The 16,052-nt window shown below is 73.5% G+C and carries 20 protein-coding genes; 4 read left to right on the plus strand and 16 right to left on the minus strand.

The annotated features are described in order from the left end of the window. Positions 1-7: 7 nt before the first annotated feature. The 14 genes from EW117_RS05490 to EW117_RS05555 form a co-directional block, all read right to left on the minus strand. Complete coding sequence (locus EW117_RS05490; protein ID WP_129784514.1) at positions 8-844, minus strand: MurR/RpiR family transcriptional regulator; 837 nt, start codon at positions 842-844, stop codon at positions 8-10. Continuing rightward, complete coding sequence (locus tag EW117_RS05495; RefSeq protein WP_129784909.1) at positions 841-2,145, minus strand: allantoate amidohydrolase; 1,305 nt, start codon at positions 2,143-2,145, stop codon at positions 841-843. The genes EW117_RS05490 and EW117_RS05495 overlap by 4 nt, the downstream gene beginning before the upstream one ends. A 5-nt stretch (positions 2,146-2,150) precedes the next feature. Further along, positions 2,151-3,413 carry a pyridoxal-phosphate-dependent aminotransferase family protein gene (locus EW117_RS05500; RefSeq protein ID WP_242504122.1) on the minus strand — a complete coding sequence of 421 codons (1,263 nt, stop codon included), beginning with the start codon at positions 3,411-3,413 and terminating at the stop codon, positions 2,151-2,153. 29 nt (positions 3,414-3,442) lie between these two features. Further along, positions 3,443-4,885: an allantoinase AllB gene (gene allB / locus EW117_RS05505; RefSeq protein WP_207211762.1), complete on the minus strand. Its 1,443-nt coding sequence runs from the start codon at positions 4,883-4,885 to the stop codon at positions 3,443-3,445. Next, positions 4,882-5,802: a factor-independent urate hydroxylase gene (pucL, locus tag EW117_RS05510; RefSeq protein ID WP_129784516.1), complete on the minus strand. Its 921-nt coding sequence runs from the start codon at positions 5,800-5,802 to the stop codon at positions 4,882-4,884. The genes allB and pucL overlap by 4 nt, the downstream gene beginning before the upstream one ends. Next, positions 5,803-6,096 carry a hydroxyisourate hydrolase gene (locus EW117_RS05515; RefSeq protein ID WP_129784518.1) on the minus strand — a complete coding sequence of 98 codons (294 nt, stop codon included), beginning with the start codon at positions 6,094-6,096 and terminating at the stop codon, positions 5,803-5,805. Then, a complete protein-coding gene (gene uraD, locus EW117_RS05520; RefSeq protein WP_129784520.1) occupies positions 6,093-6,611 on the minus strand; it encodes a 2-oxo-4-hydroxy-4-carboxy-5-ureidoimidazoline decarboxylase in 519 nt (172 codons plus the stop codon). The genes EW117_RS05515 and uraD overlap by 4 nt, the downstream gene beginning before the upstream one ends. Before the next feature lie 16 nt (positions 6,612-6,627). Then, positions 6,628-6,873, minus strand: a complete 246-nt coding sequence (locus EW117_RS05525) for a metallophosphoesterase family protein (protein ID WP_129784913.1) — start codon at positions 6,871-6,873, stop codon at positions 6,628-6,630. 82 nt (positions 6,874-6,955) lie between these two features. Next, positions 6,956-7,420: a DUF4383 domain-containing protein gene (locus EW117_RS05530; RefSeq protein WP_129784522.1), complete on the minus strand. Its 465-nt coding sequence runs from the start codon at positions 7,418-7,420 to the stop codon at positions 6,956-6,958. 67 nt (positions 7,421-7,487) lie between these two features. Beyond that, entirely contained in the window at positions 7,488-8,630 is a 1,143-nt protein-coding gene (locus EW117_RS05535) for an amidase (RefSeq protein ID WP_129784524.1), read from the minus strand. 43 nt (positions 8,631-8,673) lie between these two features. Further along, a complete protein-coding gene (locus EW117_RS05540) occupies positions 8,674-9,798 on the minus strand; it encodes an acetamidase/formamidase family protein (protein ID WP_242504100.1) in 1,125 nt (374 codons plus the stop codon). A 43-nt stretch (positions 9,799-9,841) separates the two neighbouring features. Beyond that, positions 9,842-10,465: a TetR/AcrR family transcriptional regulator gene (locus EW117_RS05545; protein ID WP_129784528.1), complete on the minus strand. Its 624-nt coding sequence runs from the start codon at positions 10,463-10,465 to the stop codon at positions 9,842-9,844. Then, positions 10,462-11,124 carry an aromatic-ring hydroxylase C-terminal domain-containing protein gene (locus EW117_RS30050; RefSeq protein ID WP_129784530.1) on the minus strand — a complete coding sequence of 221 codons (663 nt, stop codon included), beginning with the start codon at positions 11,122-11,124 and terminating at the stop codon, positions 10,462-10,464. Before EW117_RS30050 ends, EW117_RS05545 begins: the two co-directional genes overlap by 4 nt. 139 nt (positions 11,125-11,263) lie before the next feature. Continuing rightward, positions 11,264-11,854, minus strand: coding sequence for a TetR/AcrR family transcriptional regulator (locus EW117_RS05555; RefSeq protein WP_129784532.1), 591 nt, complete (start codon positions 11,852-11,854; stop codon positions 11,264-11,266). A 62-nt stretch (positions 11,855-11,916) separates the two neighbouring features. On the opposite strand from EW117_RS05555, the gene EW117_RS05560 reads away from it, so the two are divergent. Genes EW117_RS05560 through EW117_RS05570 form a run of 3 tightly spaced genes read left to right on the plus strand, consistent with a single transcriptional unit; the run spans position 11,917 to position 13,760 of the window. Next, positions 11,917-12,846, plus strand: a complete 930-nt coding sequence (locus EW117_RS05560; RefSeq protein WP_129784534.1) for a DMT family transporter — start codon at positions 11,917-11,919, stop codon at positions 12,844-12,846. 21 nt (positions 12,847-12,867) lie between these two features. Further along, entirely contained in the window at positions 12,868-13,242 is a 375-nt protein-coding gene (locus EW117_RS05565) for an ArsR/SmtB family transcription factor (protein WP_129784536.1), read from the plus strand. Beyond that, the gene (locus EW117_RS05570) at positions 13,239-13,760 is read left to right on the plus strand and encodes an SRPBCC family protein (RefSeq protein WP_129784538.1); all 522 of its coding nucleotides are present in this window, start codon (positions 13,239-13,241) and stop codon (positions 13,758-13,760) included. Before EW117_RS05565 ends, EW117_RS05570 begins: the two co-directional genes overlap by 4 nt. Before the next feature lie 16 nt (positions 13,761-13,776). Here the strand turns inward: EW117_RS05570 and EW117_RS05575 are convergent, their stop codons facing one another. After that, a complete protein-coding gene (locus EW117_RS05575; RefSeq protein WP_129784540.1) occupies positions 13,777-14,565 on the minus strand; it encodes a DUF3626 domain-containing protein in 789 nt (262 codons plus the stop codon). A 138-nt stretch (positions 14,566-14,703) separates the two neighbouring features. On the opposite strand from EW117_RS05575, the gene EW117_RS05580 reads away from it, so the two are divergent. Then, positions 14,704-14,952: an SCO4226 family nickel-binding protein gene (locus tag EW117_RS05580; protein WP_129784542.1), complete on the plus strand. Its 249-nt coding sequence runs from the start codon at positions 14,704-14,706 to the stop codon at positions 14,950-14,952. Positions 14,953-15,038: 86 nt separating this feature from the next. On the opposite strand, the gene EW117_RS30465 is transcribed toward EW117_RS05580, so the two are convergent. Beyond that, positions 15,039-16,013 (minus strand): hypothetical protein, encoded by a 975-nt coding sequence (locus EW117_RS30465; protein WP_129784544.1) that lies wholly within the window; start codon positions 16,011-16,013, stop codon positions 15,039-15,041. Positions 16,014-16,052 lie beyond the last annotated feature (39 nt).

Below are 16,052 nucleotides of genomic sequence, written 5' to 3' on the forward strand. Positions count from 1 at the left end.
GCGCCGGTCACCCCTCGTCGATCTCGCGCAGCAGTGCGTACCGGGCGTCTATCGCCTCGACGCGCTCGGCCGAGCCGTCGAGCACCTCGTGCACCCGGTCGGACAGGACCGCCGTCACGCTCACCGGCGCCACCATCGAGTCGAAGGCGCCCTCGGTGGTGATGGGGCACTCGATCCACCAGGTCACGCTGCCGGCCAGGTGCCGCAGGCTGGAGTCGGCGAGCAGGAGCACGCGGACGCCGTCGGCCAGCAGGGACTCGACCATCGCGGCCACCTTGAACGCGTGCCGGCGGATCGAGACCACCACCACGACGTCCTCGGGGCCGAGCCCCACGAGGTCGTCCGCGAGCGACTGCCCGGGGCCGGGCGCGAGGTGCACCCGCCCGCGCACCTGGATCAGGTTGCGCCGCAGCTGGGTGGCGGGGCCGAGCGACCCCCGGCGTCCGACGACCACGACGTCGCGCGCGGTCGCGAGCGCCTCGGCCACCTCGTCGAGCATGGCGTCGTCCAGCGAGGAGTAGATCTTCTCCAGGTTCTTGACCTCCTGCTCCAGCCGTTCGCGCAGGCCGGGCGAGGGGTCGACGGCGATCGGCAGACCGCGCCCCCGCTGGGCGCGCAGGTGCTCGCGCAGCCCCTCGAAGTCGTCGTAGCCGAGCTTGCGGAACAGGCGGCTCATCGTCGCCTTGGACACCCCGGCGAGCGCCGCGAGCTCCGTGGCGCGGTAGGTCCCGAGGTCACCGAGGTGGTCCAGCAGGGCGTCGGCGGCCCGCCGCTCCTGCGGGGACAGGTCGCGGTAGCCGGCCGCTATGCGGTCCTCGAGCGGCGTGGTGGTCGGCGACGTCATCGGGCCTTCTCCCCCACGGTCTCGACGGGAGGCATCGGGTGCGCGCGGGCGAGCGCGAGCACCGCCGCGGTGTACGCGTCCAGTGCCGCGCCCACGTCCTCGGGCTCCACGTGCTCGTCCGGGTGGTGGCTGATCCCGTCGCGGCAGCGCACGAACAGCATGCCGACATCGGTCACCGCGTCCATCGCCATGCCGTCGTGCCCGGCGGGGCTCCACAGCCCCAGTACCTCGCCCGGCGTGGTCCCGGTTGACTCCGCGATCCCCGTTGCCACCGCGGCCTTCATCCGGTCGGCGCAGGCGGTCGACGGCGCCCGATGGGTCTCGGCGAACTCGAAGGTCACGCCCCGCTCCCTGGCGATCTCCCGCCCGGCCGCCGCGATCTGCTCCCAGAGCTCGTCGCGGCCTGCGTCGGTGCGGCCACGCAGGTCGAGCGTGAGCTCCGCCCGGCCGGGGATCACGTTGACGGCGCCGGGCTGCACGTGGATGTCGCCGACGGTCGCGAGGCAGTCCGTGGCCTTGGCCAGCTCCTCGATCCGGGTGACGAGGTGCGCGGCGGCGACCAGCGCGTCCCGGCGTCGGCTGAACGGCGTGCCGCCCGCGTGCCGGGCCTCGCCCGTGATGGTCAGCACGAACCGCAGCGCCCCGGCGATCGTGGTGACGTACCCGAGCGGCAGGTCCCGGGCCTCCAGCACCGGCCCCTGCTCGATGTGCGCCTCCAGGTAGCCGACCAGGTCCTCGGGGCGGCGGGCGGCGTCACCCACGCGCTCCGGGGCCAGCCCGAACCGCGTGAACGCCTCGCGCAGGGTCACACCGTCGGCGTCGGCCGTCTCCCACCACGCGGGGTCCCACTGTCCCGACGCCGCACAGCTGCCCAGCAGGGCCTTGCCGAACCGGGTGCCCTCCTCGGCGGAGAACCCCACCACCTCCAGCGCGAACGGCAGGGGCATGTCGCGCAGCCGGTGCGCGACGGCGATAGCCAGCACCACGCCGAGCATGCCGTCGTACCGGCCGGCGTCGGGCACGGTGTCCAGGTGCGATCCGAGCACGAGCGCGGGCTCACCCCGGGTAGCCGGTCGCTGGGGCGTGCCGTCTGCGGCACGACGGCCCCAGATGTTGCCCGCGGCGTCGGTCTCGGTGTCGAGCCCGGCGTCGCGCATCCAGGCCTGGACCGCAGTGTTGCCGGCGGAGTGCTCGGGTGACAGGTAGACGCGCTCGAGCGCGTCGGGCCGCGACGAGTGGCGAGTCAGGTCGTCGCACCGGGCCATCACCCAGTCGGTGGTACCGATCTCCGGGACGGGCATGTCGGTCACAGGCGTGCCTCCTTGTTCGCGGCGAGAACGGGGTCGTGTTCCGATGCGGGCGCCTGCGGTACCTGACCCCGTTCTCGATCGGCGTCGTACGCGCCGAGCGCGGCCTCGACGCCGGCTCCCGGCAGGGCGGCGAAGCCGGCTCTGCGCAGCTCTGCCTCCAGGGCTGCCAGGGTCGTGAGCACCGTGTCCCGGCGGGCGTTGAAGCCCATGGTGCCGATCCGCCAGACGACGCCGTGCAGCGGGCCGAAGGACGTGCCGATCTCGATGCCGAAGTCGTCCAGGAGCGCGCCGCGGACGGCGTCCCCGTCCACGCCGTCGGGGATGCGCACCGCCACCACGTTGTGCATCTTGTGCCGGACGTCGCCGAAGACCTCCAGGCCGAGCCCGCGCACCCCGGCCAGCATGGCCGCGCCGTGCTGGGCATGCCTGGCGACGGCGGTCGCCATGCCCTCGGCGGTCAGCACGCGGGCGCACTCGCGCGCCGCGTAGAGCATCGAGGTGGCCTCGGTGTGGTGGTTGAGGCGCCGCGGCCCCCAGTAGTCCATGATCTGCGCGAGGTCGAGGTAGTTGGACACGATCGGGGCGCCGTGCGGCGCGACGTCGTCCGCCGTGCGGATGCCGGCCTCGACGTGCTTGCGCAGGTTGATCGCCGCCGCGGCGGCGGGCGAGAGCGTCACGGGCGCGCTGCCCGACGGGCCGCCCAGGCACTTCTGGAGGCCCGCCGTCGCCGCGTCGATGCCCCACTCGTCGGTGTGGAACGGGTTGCCGCCGAGCGTGGCGGTGGCGTCGACGTACAGCAGGGCGTCGTGCTCGTGGGCGATCCGGCCCAGCTCGGCGAGCGGCTGGGCCATGGTCGTCGAGGTGTCGCCGTGCACGACGGCGACCAGGCGCGGCCGGACGCGGCGGACGGCGTCCTCGATCTGCCCCGGGTCGAAGACCGTGCCCCACTCCGTCTCGATGGTGTGTACCTCGGCCCCGGCGCGGGCGCTGATCTCCGCCAGCAGGTGCCCGAACCGGCCGAACACCGGGACCAGCACCCGGTCGCCCGGCTCCAGCAGGGACACCAGTGCCGCCTCGATGCCGGCGCGCGAGGTGCCGTCCACGAGGAAGGTCTGCTCGTTCGCGGTGTCCCAGACCGTGCGCCACAGGGCCATGGCCTCGGTCATCGTGTCGGTCATGAACGGGTCGAACTGGCCCACCAGAGGCGCGGCCATGGCACGCAGGACGCGCGGGTCGGCGTCGACGGGCCCGGGGCCCATCAGCAGCCGGGCGGGCGGATGTATCTGAGTCACGCGTCTCTCCTCAAAAGCGCCCCTGACATCGTTGAGTGCGGGATCTTCACCCTGTCCGGACCCTCTGACGGGGCGAAGACCCCGCACTCAACGGCGCCGGTGACGGTCAGGCCGTCGTAGGCGCTGATCTTGTTCTTGTGCGCCATCTCCGACGCGCGGAAACTGGTCGTCGCGTCGGGGTCATAGACGATCAGGTCGGCGGCGGCACCCTCGGCGATCACGCCCTTCGGACGCCGGCCGCGGTCCAGGCCGACGAGCGCAGCGGTGTTCGCGGAGGTCCAGCGGGACACGTCGGCGAGGGGCACGCCCCGGCGTCGGGCGGCGTCGGCCAGGGCGAGGAATCCCGCCTGGAGGCCGGAGATGCCGCCCCAGGCCTGCTGCAGGTGGGCCTCGCCCGCGGCCGCGCCCCGGTACTTCTCCTCGGCCGTCGCCGGCGAGTGGTCGCTGACCACGCAGTCGAGGATCCCGGCGCGCAGGCCGTCCCACAGCGCGTCCTGGTTGCCGCGGTCCCGGATGGGCGGGCAGCACTTGAACGCGGCGTCGCCGTCGGGGATGTGCTCGGCGTCGAACACGAGATAGTGGTGGCAGGTCTCGGCCGTGACCGGCAGGCCTTCCTCCTTGGCTTCGGCGATCAGGTCGAGCGCCCGCGCCGAGGACAGGTGCAGCACGTGGGTGCGCGTCCCGGTCTCGCGGACGGCGTCCAGGAGCCCGGCGATCGCCGCCGTCTCGGCCTCGTCCGGGCGGGAGAGCAGGAAGTCCGCGTAGGCGCGGCCGCTCTCATGCGGGGCCGCTGCCAGCGCCGCCGGGTCCTCGGCATGGACGATGAGCAGGCCGCCGAACCGCGCGATCGGGTCCATGGCGTCCAGGAGCTCGGCCGGGCCGAGCGGCGGGAACTCGGGCACTCCCGAGTCGGCGAGGAAGCACTTGAAGCCGAACACGCCCGCGTCCCAGAGGGGTTCGAGGTCGTCGGCGTTGCCGGGCACTGCACCACCCCAGAAGCCGACGTCGCAGTGCAGCTCGCCCCGGGCGCGGACGGCCTCGGCCGCTGCGCGCTTGGCCTCCAGGGCCGCGACCGTCGTGGTGGGCGGCAGCGAGTTGAGCGGCATGTCGACGATCGTGGTGATCCCGCCGAGCGCCGCCGCGCGAGTCGCCGAGGCGAACCCCTCCCAGTCGGTGCGGCCGGGCTCGTTGACATGCACGTGCGTGTCGACGACGCCGGGCAGCACCACCTTGTCGCCGAGCTCGACGGTCTCGCCGACGACGCCGGCTCTGGCCGGGTCAGCGGAGCCCCACCAAACCTGGTGGATCCTGCCGTCCTGGACGCTCAGGACAGCGGGCTGCAGCTCGCCCTCGATCAGTACGCGCTCGGACGCGAGGACCAGGGTCGGCGTCGGGTCTCCCGGTGTCCCGCCGAGGATGACGTCGTCGTCCGAGATCATACGAACCCCCCGATCGTCGCCCAGACGGGGTGCTCGACGCCGTCCTCCGAGCGCTGGACCGCCGCCTCGATGAGCCCGTAGGGCCGGTCCGCGGCGAAGAACACCTCGCCGGGGTTGTCGAGGCCGAACGGCTCCAGGTCGACGAGGAAGTGGTGGTTGTTGGGGCAGGACAGCCGGATCTCGGCGATGTCGTCGAACGCCTCCAGCACCGCCTTGCCCATCGCGAAGACGGTCTGCTGCAGGGCCAGGGAGTGCAGCTCGGCGAAGGTCGCCAGCAGGATCGAGCGGACCGCCGCGAACCGCTCGTCGTACTCGGCGGGGCCCGCGGTCCCGGCGAACGACGGCGCGTAACGCCACCAGGCGGTGACGTCGGTGGCGAGGATGCGGTCGTCGACCTCGGGGAGCGTCGTGTACCGGTCGCGCGGGAATCCGGAGAACTCCGACCCCGTGGACTTGAGCACCGTCACGTCGCGCAGCCCCGCCAGCACGGTCCGGCCCGAGTCGTCGGCGTGCACGAGCGCCGTCCGCCGCTCGGCTGCGCCGCGGACGAACGCGTGGTCATGGCCTCCCTCGGGCCCCGAGCCCGCGCCGGTCGCAATGCGCTCCCAGCCGTACTGCTCGGCGAGCCAGCGACCACCCGTGACCTGCGGCTCGGCGAGGAAGTGCCGCGCGAGCCGCAGCAGGAACGTCTCCGGCGAGCCGACACCGTCCCGAGCGAACGCGTTCATCGTGTTCTTCTGCGTGTCGGTGGCGATGACGCCGGTGTTGTCCCCGGTCTCGTGCGTGGCACGGAAGTCGCCGCGGAGCTGCGAGGTGACGTTCAGGTCGGTGATGCGGTGCCGTGCGGTGTCACGGTCGACGCGCAGCAGCCGCACCTCGGCCTTGCCGTACTGGTTGGGTCCCAGGACTATCGACATTCAGCTCCCCCGGTAGGTCGTGTAGGCGAACGGGCTCAGCAGCAGGGCGACGTGCGTGTGGTCGGGCCCGAGCACGACGTCGAGCACCACCTGCCCGAAGAACGTCTCCCGGTCCTGCGCCCCGAACCAGTCTCCGACGGCGAAGGTCAGGACGTGCCGGCCGGGCGTGACCTCACCCCAGGAGATGCGGCCGTCGGCGTCGGTCTGCGCCTGCCGGTCGCCTAGCGTGACCGCCAGACCGGCGGCCGGCAGGCCGCGGGCGGCGTCGAGCACGTGCGTCGAGGCGGTGCTCACGACGTCGCCTCGGCGGGTGCGGCGGCCGGCTCCTCGATGAGCGCCTCCAGTCGCAGGAGCGCGATCTGGCGCAGCTGCTCGGCGGTCACGAGAGCCTCCGTGGCGGGGTCGTTGGCGAGGCGCTCGGTCAGGTTCGCGAGGATTTCATCAGCCGTGCGGCCGGCGGCACGCACCAGGAAGATCCGGCCGAACTTCGTCTCGTACGCGACGTTACCCTCGGCGATCCGGGCGGCCGTCTCCTCGGCGGCCGTGGGCTGCTCGGTGCGGGACAGGCGCGCCTCGGTGCTGTCCCCCGGCGCGCGCTCGCCGATCCGCGGGTGATGCGCGAGCGCGGCGTCGACGTCGGACGCCGTCCAGTCCGCGGCGGCGCGCATCGCATGCAGCAGCAGGGAGTCGCGGCAGCGGTACGGCCGGCCGGCCACGACGTCGTCGACCCACGCGCCGATATCGGCGCACGGGCGGACGGTCGCAGCGGCGTCCGCGGCGGGCAGGGCGTTGAAGGTCGCGAGGTCCACGGGGACAAACCTAGTTTCAATCTGTCCTGTGCGGTGAGACACGCGTTTCAGATGGGTAAAAACTTCCGTAGAGACCGCTGGGCTCCTGGGCGGTCACGATGTCGGGCCGCGTGGCGAGCAGGTCCGGGGTGGCGCGCGGGTCGACCGCACCGGAGACGATGTCGCCCAGGTTCAGGACGAGGCCGACCCCCTCGGCGTCGATCGCGGCGAGGACCGCCGCGCGCGCCGGTGCGTTGCCATGGACGTCGGAGAGGACGGCGATGCGGGTCGTCCGCGCAGGTTACAGGCGCGGCTGGCACCTGGGCGGGCACCCAGGACGGCGCCCGTCCGGGGTTACCCCGCCCCTACCGGACGTCGTGCGGCATCGTCTCCGACGTGCCGGGCTGCTCCAGGACTCGCTTGCGGGCGGGCCATACCGCGATCAGCAGACCGAGCACCGCGCTGCCGAGGTGCAGCCAGTTGTCGGCGTCGTTGATGTTCAGGTAGTTGATCTCCGGGTTCTCGACCGCGTACAGCCCGTAGACGAACGCCGCGCCGTAGCCGAGCAGGAGGAGCCAGCCGAAGGTGCGCGCAGTGGCGGACGTGACCCAGAGACTGACACCCAGGATCCCGATCACGAGGTGCACGACGTTGTGCAGCGGGTTGACGGCGAAGCCCAGGAGCGTCCGACTCTCGTCGTGCTCCATGAACCCGCTGAACCCGGTGACGATGAAGCCGGCGGCACCGACCAGCAGGAAGACCACACCGACGATGAGGGCGAGCCATTGATGGGCGCCGTGGGCGCTGCGAGGAGCTGTGGAGTGCGCCATGATCCTTCTCCCGTCCATCCGTACTGTGTTTCCACAGTCACGCTGTTCGGGGCCACTCGCACGCTGTTCAGGCCCCGATTCGGCCCGCCAGCCCCAGCAGCGCCCGGTCCGACCCGGCCGGCCCCACGAGGCACGCCCCCGCCGGGAGCCCGGACGCCGTCCCGACCGGCACCGAAACCGCGGGCAGCCCGCCGATCCCGGCGATGCAGGTCAGCAGCATCGTGGCCTCGCGGGCGGCCTCCGCCTCGTCGGGAAGGGGCGCGACGGTCGCCGTCGACGGCAGGACCAGCACCCGCTCCCCCAGCCGCTCCCGGATCTCGTTCCGCGCCCGGCGGACGGCGGCCTGCGCGTCCTGGGCCTCCACCGCGCCGACGGAGCGCGCCCGCTCGAACCGCCCGCGCACCGCCGGCCCGAGCGTGTCCATCCGGTCGGCGAGCCAGTCCCCGTGCACCTCCCACGCCTCGGCGGCCTGGAGCACCTGGAACGCCGCGAGCCAGGCAGGCTGAGGCGCCCAGTCCGCCGGTTCGGCCCCGGCATCCCGCGCGAGCTGCCCGACGGCGTCGCGCACCTCCGGCGTGGCCAGGGCGAGCAGGGCGTCGCTCAGCACGAACGGGGCCGGGTCCGGGAGCGCCGTCGTATCGCCTGGCAGCAGCACCTCTCCCACCCGGGCCAGCGTGGCGGCGTCCCGGGCGAGCCACCCGACCGTGTCGAACGAGGGCGCGAGCGGCAGCAGCCCACCGTCCGGCACGACGCCGTGCGTGGGGCGGATGCCCCACAGCCCTTGGTAGGCGGCGGGCACGCGCACCGAGCCGCCGGTGTCGGTCCCGAGCGCGACGCTCGCCTCGCCGGCCGCGACAGCCGTCGCCGGGCCCGACGTCGACCCGCCGCTGATCCGGCCCGGCGCGCGCGGGTTGGGCGGCGTGCCGTAGTGGGCGTTCGCGCCGGTCAGCGAGTACGCGAACTCCTCGGTCTGCGCGATCCCCACGAGCGCGGCCCCGGTGTCCAGCAGCCGGCCGACGGCGTCGGCGTGCGCCTCCTCGACGGGCGCGGCAGCGAGCCAGGCCGGGTTCCCGGCGCCGATCCGCTGCCCGGCAACGGCGAACAGGTCCTTGACGGCCACGGTCTCGCCGTCGAGCACGCCGGAGCCGGTCGGGGCCGTCAGCGGGCCGGGCTCGGGCCGGACGCGCCACACGCTGGGATCAAAGGTCATGCGCCCATGCTGCCAGGGCCGCCGGCCTTCCCCGGGCTCACACTCACCTCCCCGCGAAGTCCGCCTTGCGGATCCGCGCGTGCACGCCCTTGACCACGTCCACCACCTGGGAGATGTCGAAGTCCGTCGCCGCCGACAGGTATGCGTAGGCATACGCCGGCGACATCCCGTGGCGGGCCTCCAGCAGCGCGATGGCGGCCCGCACGCAGTTCTGCACGGCGACGTCGAGGTCGACGTCGAGCCCGGTCGGGACCAGAAACTCGGCGGTCTCGGCGAGCGGCCCGGCCAGTCTCCCGAACTCCGCCACGGCGTCGGACGCCGGGATCAGGTCGAAGCGCAGCCGCGCCCGCAGGGATGCCTCGAAAGCGGTGAGCGCCACCTCGCCGTCGCCCTGCGCGAAGTGCGGGTCACCGACGTAGGCGAGCGCCCCGGCGACCTGCACGGGCAGGTAGAGCGTGGCCCCGGCGACCAGGAGGTTGATGTCGATGTTGCCGCCGAACGACCCGGGCGGCACAGAGTGCGGGCGCTCGTCGCCCGCGGCGGCGACCCCCATGATGCCGAGGAACGGGTGCAGGTCGAAGCTCACGGTCCGGTCCGAGCCCTCGAACAGCGGCAGGCTCCCACGCCCCGCGCCGTCGGCCCACGAGTCGACCTCGGCGAACACGCTCACGGCGTCCGCGCCGCGCGCGGGGTACTCGTGCGGCAGGGCGCCGCGGCCGTGCCGGTTGGAGATCACCCCGTACGGGACCCGGGGCTCCGTCGACAGCACTCTGATCGCGAGGAGGTCGCCCGGCTGAGCGCCGCGGACCTCGATCGGCCCGGTCACCACGTGTCCGCCGTGCGCGCCCGGCACGCCGGGCAGGCCCGGTAGGCGCTCACCCAGGCGGGAGCGGCGGGAGGTGGCCAGCTCGACGGCGTCGGCCAGGACGGCGTCCTGTGCGACGCCGCGCTCCGCGAAGTACGCGAGCGGGTCGCCCCCCTGGTCCTCGAGGATGCCCTCGTGGGACAGGGTGTCGACCAGCACCTCCTGCCCCGGGTCGACCGCCAGCACCGCACTGTCCGCCGCGCAGGGCAGCCGCCCCCAGTACGCGGTCTCGACGGTGGTGGGCAGATAGGCCGCCCCGTCGGGGACGTCGCTGCCGGGCTGGAGGATGGTCTGCTGGTGCACGGGCCGAGGGTACACATGCGACGGCGCCCGCCCCCGGCGTCGCTCACTGCCGCGGGACCATCCCGGCCTGCCCGTAGACGGTGCGCAGGTAGGCGAGCAGCTCGTCGGCGCCGGGCGGCTCGGGGCGCAGCAGCCGGTACATGATCGCCCCGACCGTCATGTCGATCAGGGCCTCGACGTCCGTGTCGGCGGGCAGCACGCCCTCATCGACCGCCCGGGACAGCACCGTGTGCATGGTGCGCCGCAGAGGCAGGATGTGGTTCTCCCAGAAGGCCGCCATCAGGCCCGGATGCGTGACGCTGGAGCCGAAGAGCTGGGCGAGCATCGCCCGGTAGCCCGGTTCGGCGAGCGTCCGTGCGGCTGCGGGCAGGGCGTCGGCGAGCGCCCGGGAGACCTCCGCGTACGACAGGCCGTCGAGGTCGTCCGCGCCCGGGTTCGGGATCTCGCCGCGGGCGGACTCGACGGCGGCCGCGATCAGCTCGTCCTTGCTTCCCCAGCGCCGGTACACGGTGAGCTTGCCGACGCCGGCCCGCCGCGCGATCTGCTCGATGCTGGTCCCGGCGTGGCCGTGCTCGGTGAACAGCTCGAGCGCCGCCGCCAGGATCGCCTGGTCGGTGCGCGGGTCGCGCGGCCGGCCACGCCCCCGGGTCGGTTCGACGGCGGTCACCGGGCACGCCCGCTCTGCAGGACCCCGGCGAGCCAGGGCGCGGCCGCCGCCGGGTCCGTTCCGCGCCAGGCCAAGTGCCCGTCCGGGCGCACGAGCCACGCCTCCGGGACGCCGTCGGTACGGGTGAGCCGCGCCGGCTCGACGCCGTCCCGGCGTGCCGCGGCCTGGTTGCCCCATCTGGCCACGGGCCCGGCCGCATCACCCGACGCCGGCACGAGCAGCGCCCACTCCCCGCCCAGCTCGGCGTGCAAGCGGGCCGGGCTGCCGTCCGCGCGGACGCAATCGAGGTTCGGGACGCGGTCGCCCACGCAGATCCGGCGGCCCAGCCGGGCAGCCATACGCTCGGCCCGCCCGACCCCCAGCGGCCCCGACCGGTAGCTCACCCCGAGCTGGGAGGCGGTGAACGTGGCCCAGCGCTGCAGCCACGGCTGGTTGAAGATCCGCCCGCGCCGCCACAGGTCGCCGCGACCGTCGGCGTCGGGCATCGGCATGGCGCCGAGCATCCCGGCCGGGTGGACCCAGCCCGAGGTCCCGACCCGGTCCACGTCCCAGTCCAGGTACACGTCGGCGAGGAGGAACCGCTCGCTCAGGCGGACGCCGGGGGCGCTGATGCCGGCGGCGTCGCGGACGGCGCTGCCCGTCCCGTCGCATCCGACGATCCACCGAGCCCAGGCCCGCGGGACCCGCTCCGACCACGAGCACGTCGGTGATGCCGTCGTCTGTCGTGTCGTCTGCTCCTTTTATTAACGGACCGGTACCGTTAACAAAATAACGCCAGGCCGGCCGCGACCGGAAGCCCTAGCCGGACGGCGCGAGCAGAGCCCGTGCCGCCGCACGCGCCGTGGCGAACGCGTCCGGCTGGGCCCGGGTCGTGTGCGCGACCAGCGCCCCCTCGTAGAGCAGGTGGACCTGCGCGCCGAGCCGCTCCGCGTCGGGATGGCCCGCATCGCGCAGCAGTCCGGTGAACGTGCCGAGCATGTACTGCTTGTCGGCCAGGATCACCGCATTGCCGGGGTGCGCCGTCCCGCCGATCTCGCCGTGGGCGTTCACGAACGCGCAGCCGCGCATGTTGGCGTCGGCCCACTCCTCGGCGATCTCCAGCGCCGCCAGCACCTGGCCGGCGCCCGGCTCGAGACCCGCGGAGTCCCGCGCCGCGAGACGCTCGGTGAACCACGTCGCCCAGCGCTCGTGCCGTCGCGTCAGGTAGGCGGCGACCAGCGCGTCCTTGGAGCCGAACCGGTCGTAGAGCGTCTTCTTGGTGACGCCCGCCTCCTCGGCGATCAGGTCGACGCCGACGCCGCGGATGCCGCGCTCGTAGAACAGCTCGCCGGCCGTGACCAGGATCTTCTCGCCCGCCGGCGTGTGCGGGTTGGGGCCGCGTCGCGGCATGAGATGCCTCCGTTCGTCGGGTGCACTGCGAGTATACCGACCTGTATGGTTACCTGGCGACCATGCGAACGAGCCTCCTCCGACACCTCGCCCCAGCCCTGCTCGTGGTGATGTGGAGCTCCGGCTTCGTGGGCGCCACCTTCGCCGCACCGGTCGCGCCCGCCACGACCACCCTCCTGTGGCGCTACGTCGCCGCTGCCCCGCTCATGGTCGTCGCAGTCCTGGTGCTCGGCCGCCGGTACGGGCCGCGCTACCTGCGCCGCGAGGCGATCCTCGGCGCGCTCGGCCAGGCGGGCTACCTCTACGGCGTCTTCCGCGCCGTCGAGGAAGGACTCCCGGCGGGCAACGCGGCCCTGCTCGCCTCGCTGCAGCCCGCCCTGGTCGCCGTCGTCCTGTCGCGCTTCGGCCGGCGGGGCGGACGCCGCCAGGCGGCCGGCCTGGCGATCGGCTTCGCGGGAGTCGCGCTCGCTGTCGGCCCCGACGCCGTCGCCGGGGCCGGCGTGGAGGGAGCGCTCTGGGCGCTCGGCGGCATGCTGTCGCTCTCGGCCGCCGCCGTGCTGGGCGACCTGTGGCCCGCGCCCGAGGAGCACGACGTCCTCGACTCCCTGGCCGTGCAGAGCGTGGTCGCGCTCGGATTCTTCCTCGTGGTGGCGCTCGCGAGCGGTCAGGCCGTGCCACCCGCCGACCCGACGTTCTGGCTGGCGGTCGCCTGGCTGGTGGGCCTGGCGTTCCTGGGCGGTTACGGCATGTACCTGTACGTGCAGCGCACGCGCGGACCGGTAGCCGTGAGCACGTGGCTCTACCTGACCCCGGCGGTGTCGGCGGCGTGGGCCTGGGCCATGTTCGGGGAGCGGCTGCCGCTGCTCACGGTGGTGGGGTTCGTCGTCAGCCTGGCGGGCGTGCTCGTCGTCCGGCCCGCACGCCCCGGTAGCGGGCCGGGGCAGGGCTCACGCAGGACGCCGGACGCCGCGCCCGCCTTGACAGATTGGTAACCTTAGGGTTACCAATAGTCCATGGACGTCTTCGCCGCGCTCGCCGACCCGGTCCGCCGCGACCTGCTCCGGCGGCTCGCGGCGGGCCCGGCCCGCGTGGTCGACCTGGCGTCCGCCCACCCGATCAGCCGCCCCGCCATCAGCAAGCACCTCCGCGCCCTCGGGGCGGCCGGGCTCGTGGTGGCCGACGACGTCGGCCGGGAGCGGCACTACCGGCTCGACCGAGCCGGGCTGGTGCCCGTGTCCGCGCTCCTCGCCGAGCTTGCGCCGGCCCCGCCGGTCAGCGACCGGGCGTTCGACGGGCTGGAGCTCGAGATACGCCGTACGGGCCGGGACCGACAGGCCGCCGAGCGGTCGCAGCAGCCGCAGCACATGGACGACGAGGAGACAGCATGAGCACCGGCACCACCCCCACCGGCCGCAAGGAGCAGCGGGCCGGAAGCACCTATGTGGTCCTGACCCGCACGTTCCGCGCGCCGATCGAGGACGTGTGGGCAGCGGTCACCGAGCCCGACCGCCTGGCCCGCTGGATCGGCCGCTGGACCGGCGACCCGGCGACCGGGAAGGTGCAGGTCCACATGCTCTACGAGGGCGAGAACGTGGAGCCGGAGGAGTACGAGATCAACACGTGCGACGCCCCGACGCGCCTAGAACTCACGTCACACATGGCGTACGACGAGGACACGCCGGCGACCTGGCACCTGGAGCTCGACCTGGCCGAGGCGGACGGCGTCACCACGCTCACGTTCGCCCAGTCCATGGACGATCCCGCCATGGCCGAGAACGTGGGGCCGGGCTGGGAGTACTACCTCGACCGGCTCGTCGCCGCCGAGACGGGCGCCGATCCCGACGCGCTCGACTTCGGCGACTACTACCCGGCGCTGGCCGACCACTACCGCGCGCTGACCACCTGACCGGCCCGCGAGCAGGTCACGAGGTGCAGCCCCAGCGGGCCACGTGGTGCCAGACCTTCTTCAGGTCCTGCGGATGCTGTTCCCCCGCCCGAACGGCCTCGCCGATCACCCGGGCGTCCAGCCACCCGTCCTTCGTGTGCCCGACGGCGACCGTCCGGGCCACGTCCACGATCTCCGGTCCGCGGAACCCGGGGCGCGTCGCCAGCTGATCCACGTGCAGCCGGAGCCCGTGGTGCCACTCGACGCCGACGCCGAGCGCACGGGCGGCGTCCGCCACGGGAGTACCGCGGTAGCAGGGGTCCAGGGCGATCGCGTCGACGTCGTCGGGCAGGGCGATCGGGCCGTGGACCTGGGCCTCGACGTAGTCGTCGAGGAGGTCGTGCGCGCCGGCCGCCGTGTCGGCGTCGGCCAGTGCGACCAGGGGTGCGGGATCGCTCGCAGCGAGGTGCTCGGGCTCGACCGAGGAGTCCGGATAGCAGAACGTCGTGCGGCCCAGCACGTGCGGCCGGAGCCGCAGGTGGGCGGACCCGAAGCGGATCGCGCCGCCCACGGCGCGGCGCCGGTGGTTCAGCGCCCCGTAGCGCGGGCGCTCGTGCGGCGGGGCGGCGTCGTACCGGCCGTCGAACATGCGCCGCTCCCAGCGCCACCGGTCCCCGCCCTGGTGCGCGGTGAGACCACCGTTGCTCGTGCCGGTCTCGAACTGAGAGCGCCAGACGCGGTCGTGCGCGAGGCGCTCGATCAGGGTCTCGCTCCCGTCGGCGACCAGCCGGTCGGGGTGGAAGATGATGGTGACCAGCCAGTCCATGCCAGGAGGCTAACCCGGCGGCAGATTCCGGCGGACCGGGAAACCGGCCGCCAGCGAACGCTGTCGACCCGATCGGTGTACAACAGAAGTAGCCGGTTGCCAACGGCGGCGCCGGCCAGAGCCGGAAGGGTTGCGATCATGCCGAAGTTCATGGACGTGCACCACGGGATGCACGGCATCACTCCCGAGGCCCTGAGAGCCGCACACCAGGCGGACCTCGACATCCAAGCCGACGAAGGTGTCGACTTCCAGAAGGCGTGGGGCGACCCCGACTCCGGGATGGTCTGGTGCGTCTCGGAGGCGCCCAGCGCGGAGGCGGTCAAGCGCATCCACGAGCGCTCCGGCCACCCGACTACCGAGGTCTACCCGGTCCCGGTGGAGGCCTGACCGACGGCCCCACATGTCGGACGCTCAGGTCACCGAAGTGACCTGAGCGTCCGACATGTGCTTGCGCGAGCTCGGGCTCGGGTCAGTCAGCCCTGAACCTCGAGCATCCGGCGGCGAGCGCGGATCATCGCCGCGCCCGCGGCCGTGAGGATGAGCCCGGCGCCAACGGCTCCGCCGAGCTGGCTACCGGTCTCCGCGAGCGCACCCGGCGCCTGCGCCTCGCCGTCGGCGCCGATCGGCGCGACGGGGTTGACCCCGGTACCTGCGTCCGAACCGCCGCCGATCGGCACGATGCTGCCGTCGTCGGAACCGTCGTCCCAGCCACCGTCGCCGGAGCCCCCGTCGCCGGAGCCGCCGTCACCAGGGCCGCCGTCACCCGGGTCTTCTCCGCCCGGGTTGTTGGCGTACGAGGGGCTCTCGAGGAGGTCGTCCACGACGCCGTCCTCGCCGCCGACCCCGCCGATCACGCCGGGCACGTCGCCGCCGCCGAGGTCCTCACCGATCGAACCGACGTCGTTGATGATCTCGGAGGCCACGTTGTCGGTCACGCCCTGCTCGGGCCCGTCGGCGCCCAGGACGTCGTCCACGGCACCGTTCTCGCCGGCCACGGAGTTGACCGCGCCGGTGACGCCGCCCAGGACGTCCTCAACAGGACCGCCGTCGTTGGCCGCGGTCGGGGCCGCCTTCGTGGCGACGACCTCGGTCGACGCGTCCGACGCGCCGCCCGTCACACCCGTCACCACGTCGTCGACGGCGCCGTTCTCGCCCGCCACCGAGTCGACGACTCCGGTCACACCCTTCACGGTGTCGTCGACGGCGCCGTCCTTCTTGGTCACCTGATCGACGGTGTCGGTCACCTGGTTCAGCGTGCTGTTGACAGCACCGTCCTCACCGACGACCGCGTCGACCGTGCCCGTGAGGAGACCACCGAGCCCGCCCGTCGACTGGCCGACGTTCGACGTGCTCTCGTCGGCCGCCGACGCGGACATCGCGCCCGCGACGAGCAGACCGCCCGCGACGATCGCGGTCGGCAGCGCACGGCTGACAAACTTCCTCTTCATGTGTCCCCCTGTATCTGGTATCACTGGGTAATCTGGCGT

It is taken from the genome of Promicromonospora panici (assembly GCF_900608595.1).
GTDB classification, from domain to species: Bacteria; Actinomycetota; Actinomycetes; order Actinomycetales; family Cellulomonadaceae; genus Promicromonospora; species Promicromonospora panici.

Coding starts and splice junctions, on each gene's coding strand:
- EW117_RS05495 (WP_129784909.1), bottom strand. CDS start 2,145: ATGCCCGTCCCGGAGATCGGTACCACCGACTGGGTGATGGCCCGGTGC.
- EW117_RS05490 (WP_129784514.1), bottom strand. CDS start 844: ATGACGTCGCCGACCACCACGCCGCTCGAGGACCGCATAGCGGCCGGC.
- EW117_RS05560 (WP_129784534.1), top strand. CDS start 11,917: ATGCGAACGAGCCTCCTCCGACACCTCGCCCCAGCCCTGCTCGTGGTG.
- EW117_RS05500 (WP_242504122.1), bottom strand. CDS start 3,413: ATGGGCCCCGGGCCCGTCGACGCCGACCCGCGCGTCCTGCGTGCCATG.
- EW117_RS05565 (WP_129784536.1), top strand. CDS start 12,868: ATGGACGTCTTCGCCGCGCTCGCCGACCCGGTCCGCCGCGACCTGCTC.
- EW117_RS05570 (WP_129784538.1), top strand. CDS start 13,239: ATGAGCACCGGCACCACCCCCACCGGCCGCAAGGAGCAGCGGGCCGGA.
- EW117_RS05530 (WP_129784522.1), bottom strand. CDS start 7,420: ATGGCGCACTCCACAGCTCCTCGCAGCGCCCACGGCGCCCATCAATGG.
- allB (WP_207211762.1), bottom strand. CDS start 4,885: ATGATCTCGGACGACGACGTCATCCTCGGCGGGACACCGGGAGACCCG.
- pucL (WP_129784516.1), bottom strand. CDS start 5,802: ATGTCGATAGTCCTGGGACCCAACCAGTACGGCAAGGCCGAGGTGCGG.
- EW117_RS05580 (WP_129784542.1), top strand. CDS start 14,704: ATGCCGAAGTTCATGGACGTGCACCACGGGATGCACGGCATCACTCCC.
- EW117_RS30465 (WP_129784544.1), bottom strand. CDS start 16,013: ATGAAGAGGAAGTTTGTCAGCCGTGCGCTGCCGACCGCGATCGTCGCG.
- EW117_RS05555 (WP_129784532.1), bottom strand. CDS start 11,854: ATGCCGCGACGCGGCCCCAACCCGCACACGCCGGCGGGCGAGAAGATC.
- EW117_RS05535 (WP_129784524.1), bottom strand. CDS start 8,630: ATGACCTTTGATCCCAGCGTGTGGCGCGTCCGGCCCGAGCCCGGCCCG.
- EW117_RS05575 (WP_129784540.1), bottom strand. CDS start 14,565: ATGGACTGGCTGGTCACCATCATCTTCCACCCCGACCGGCTGGTCGCC.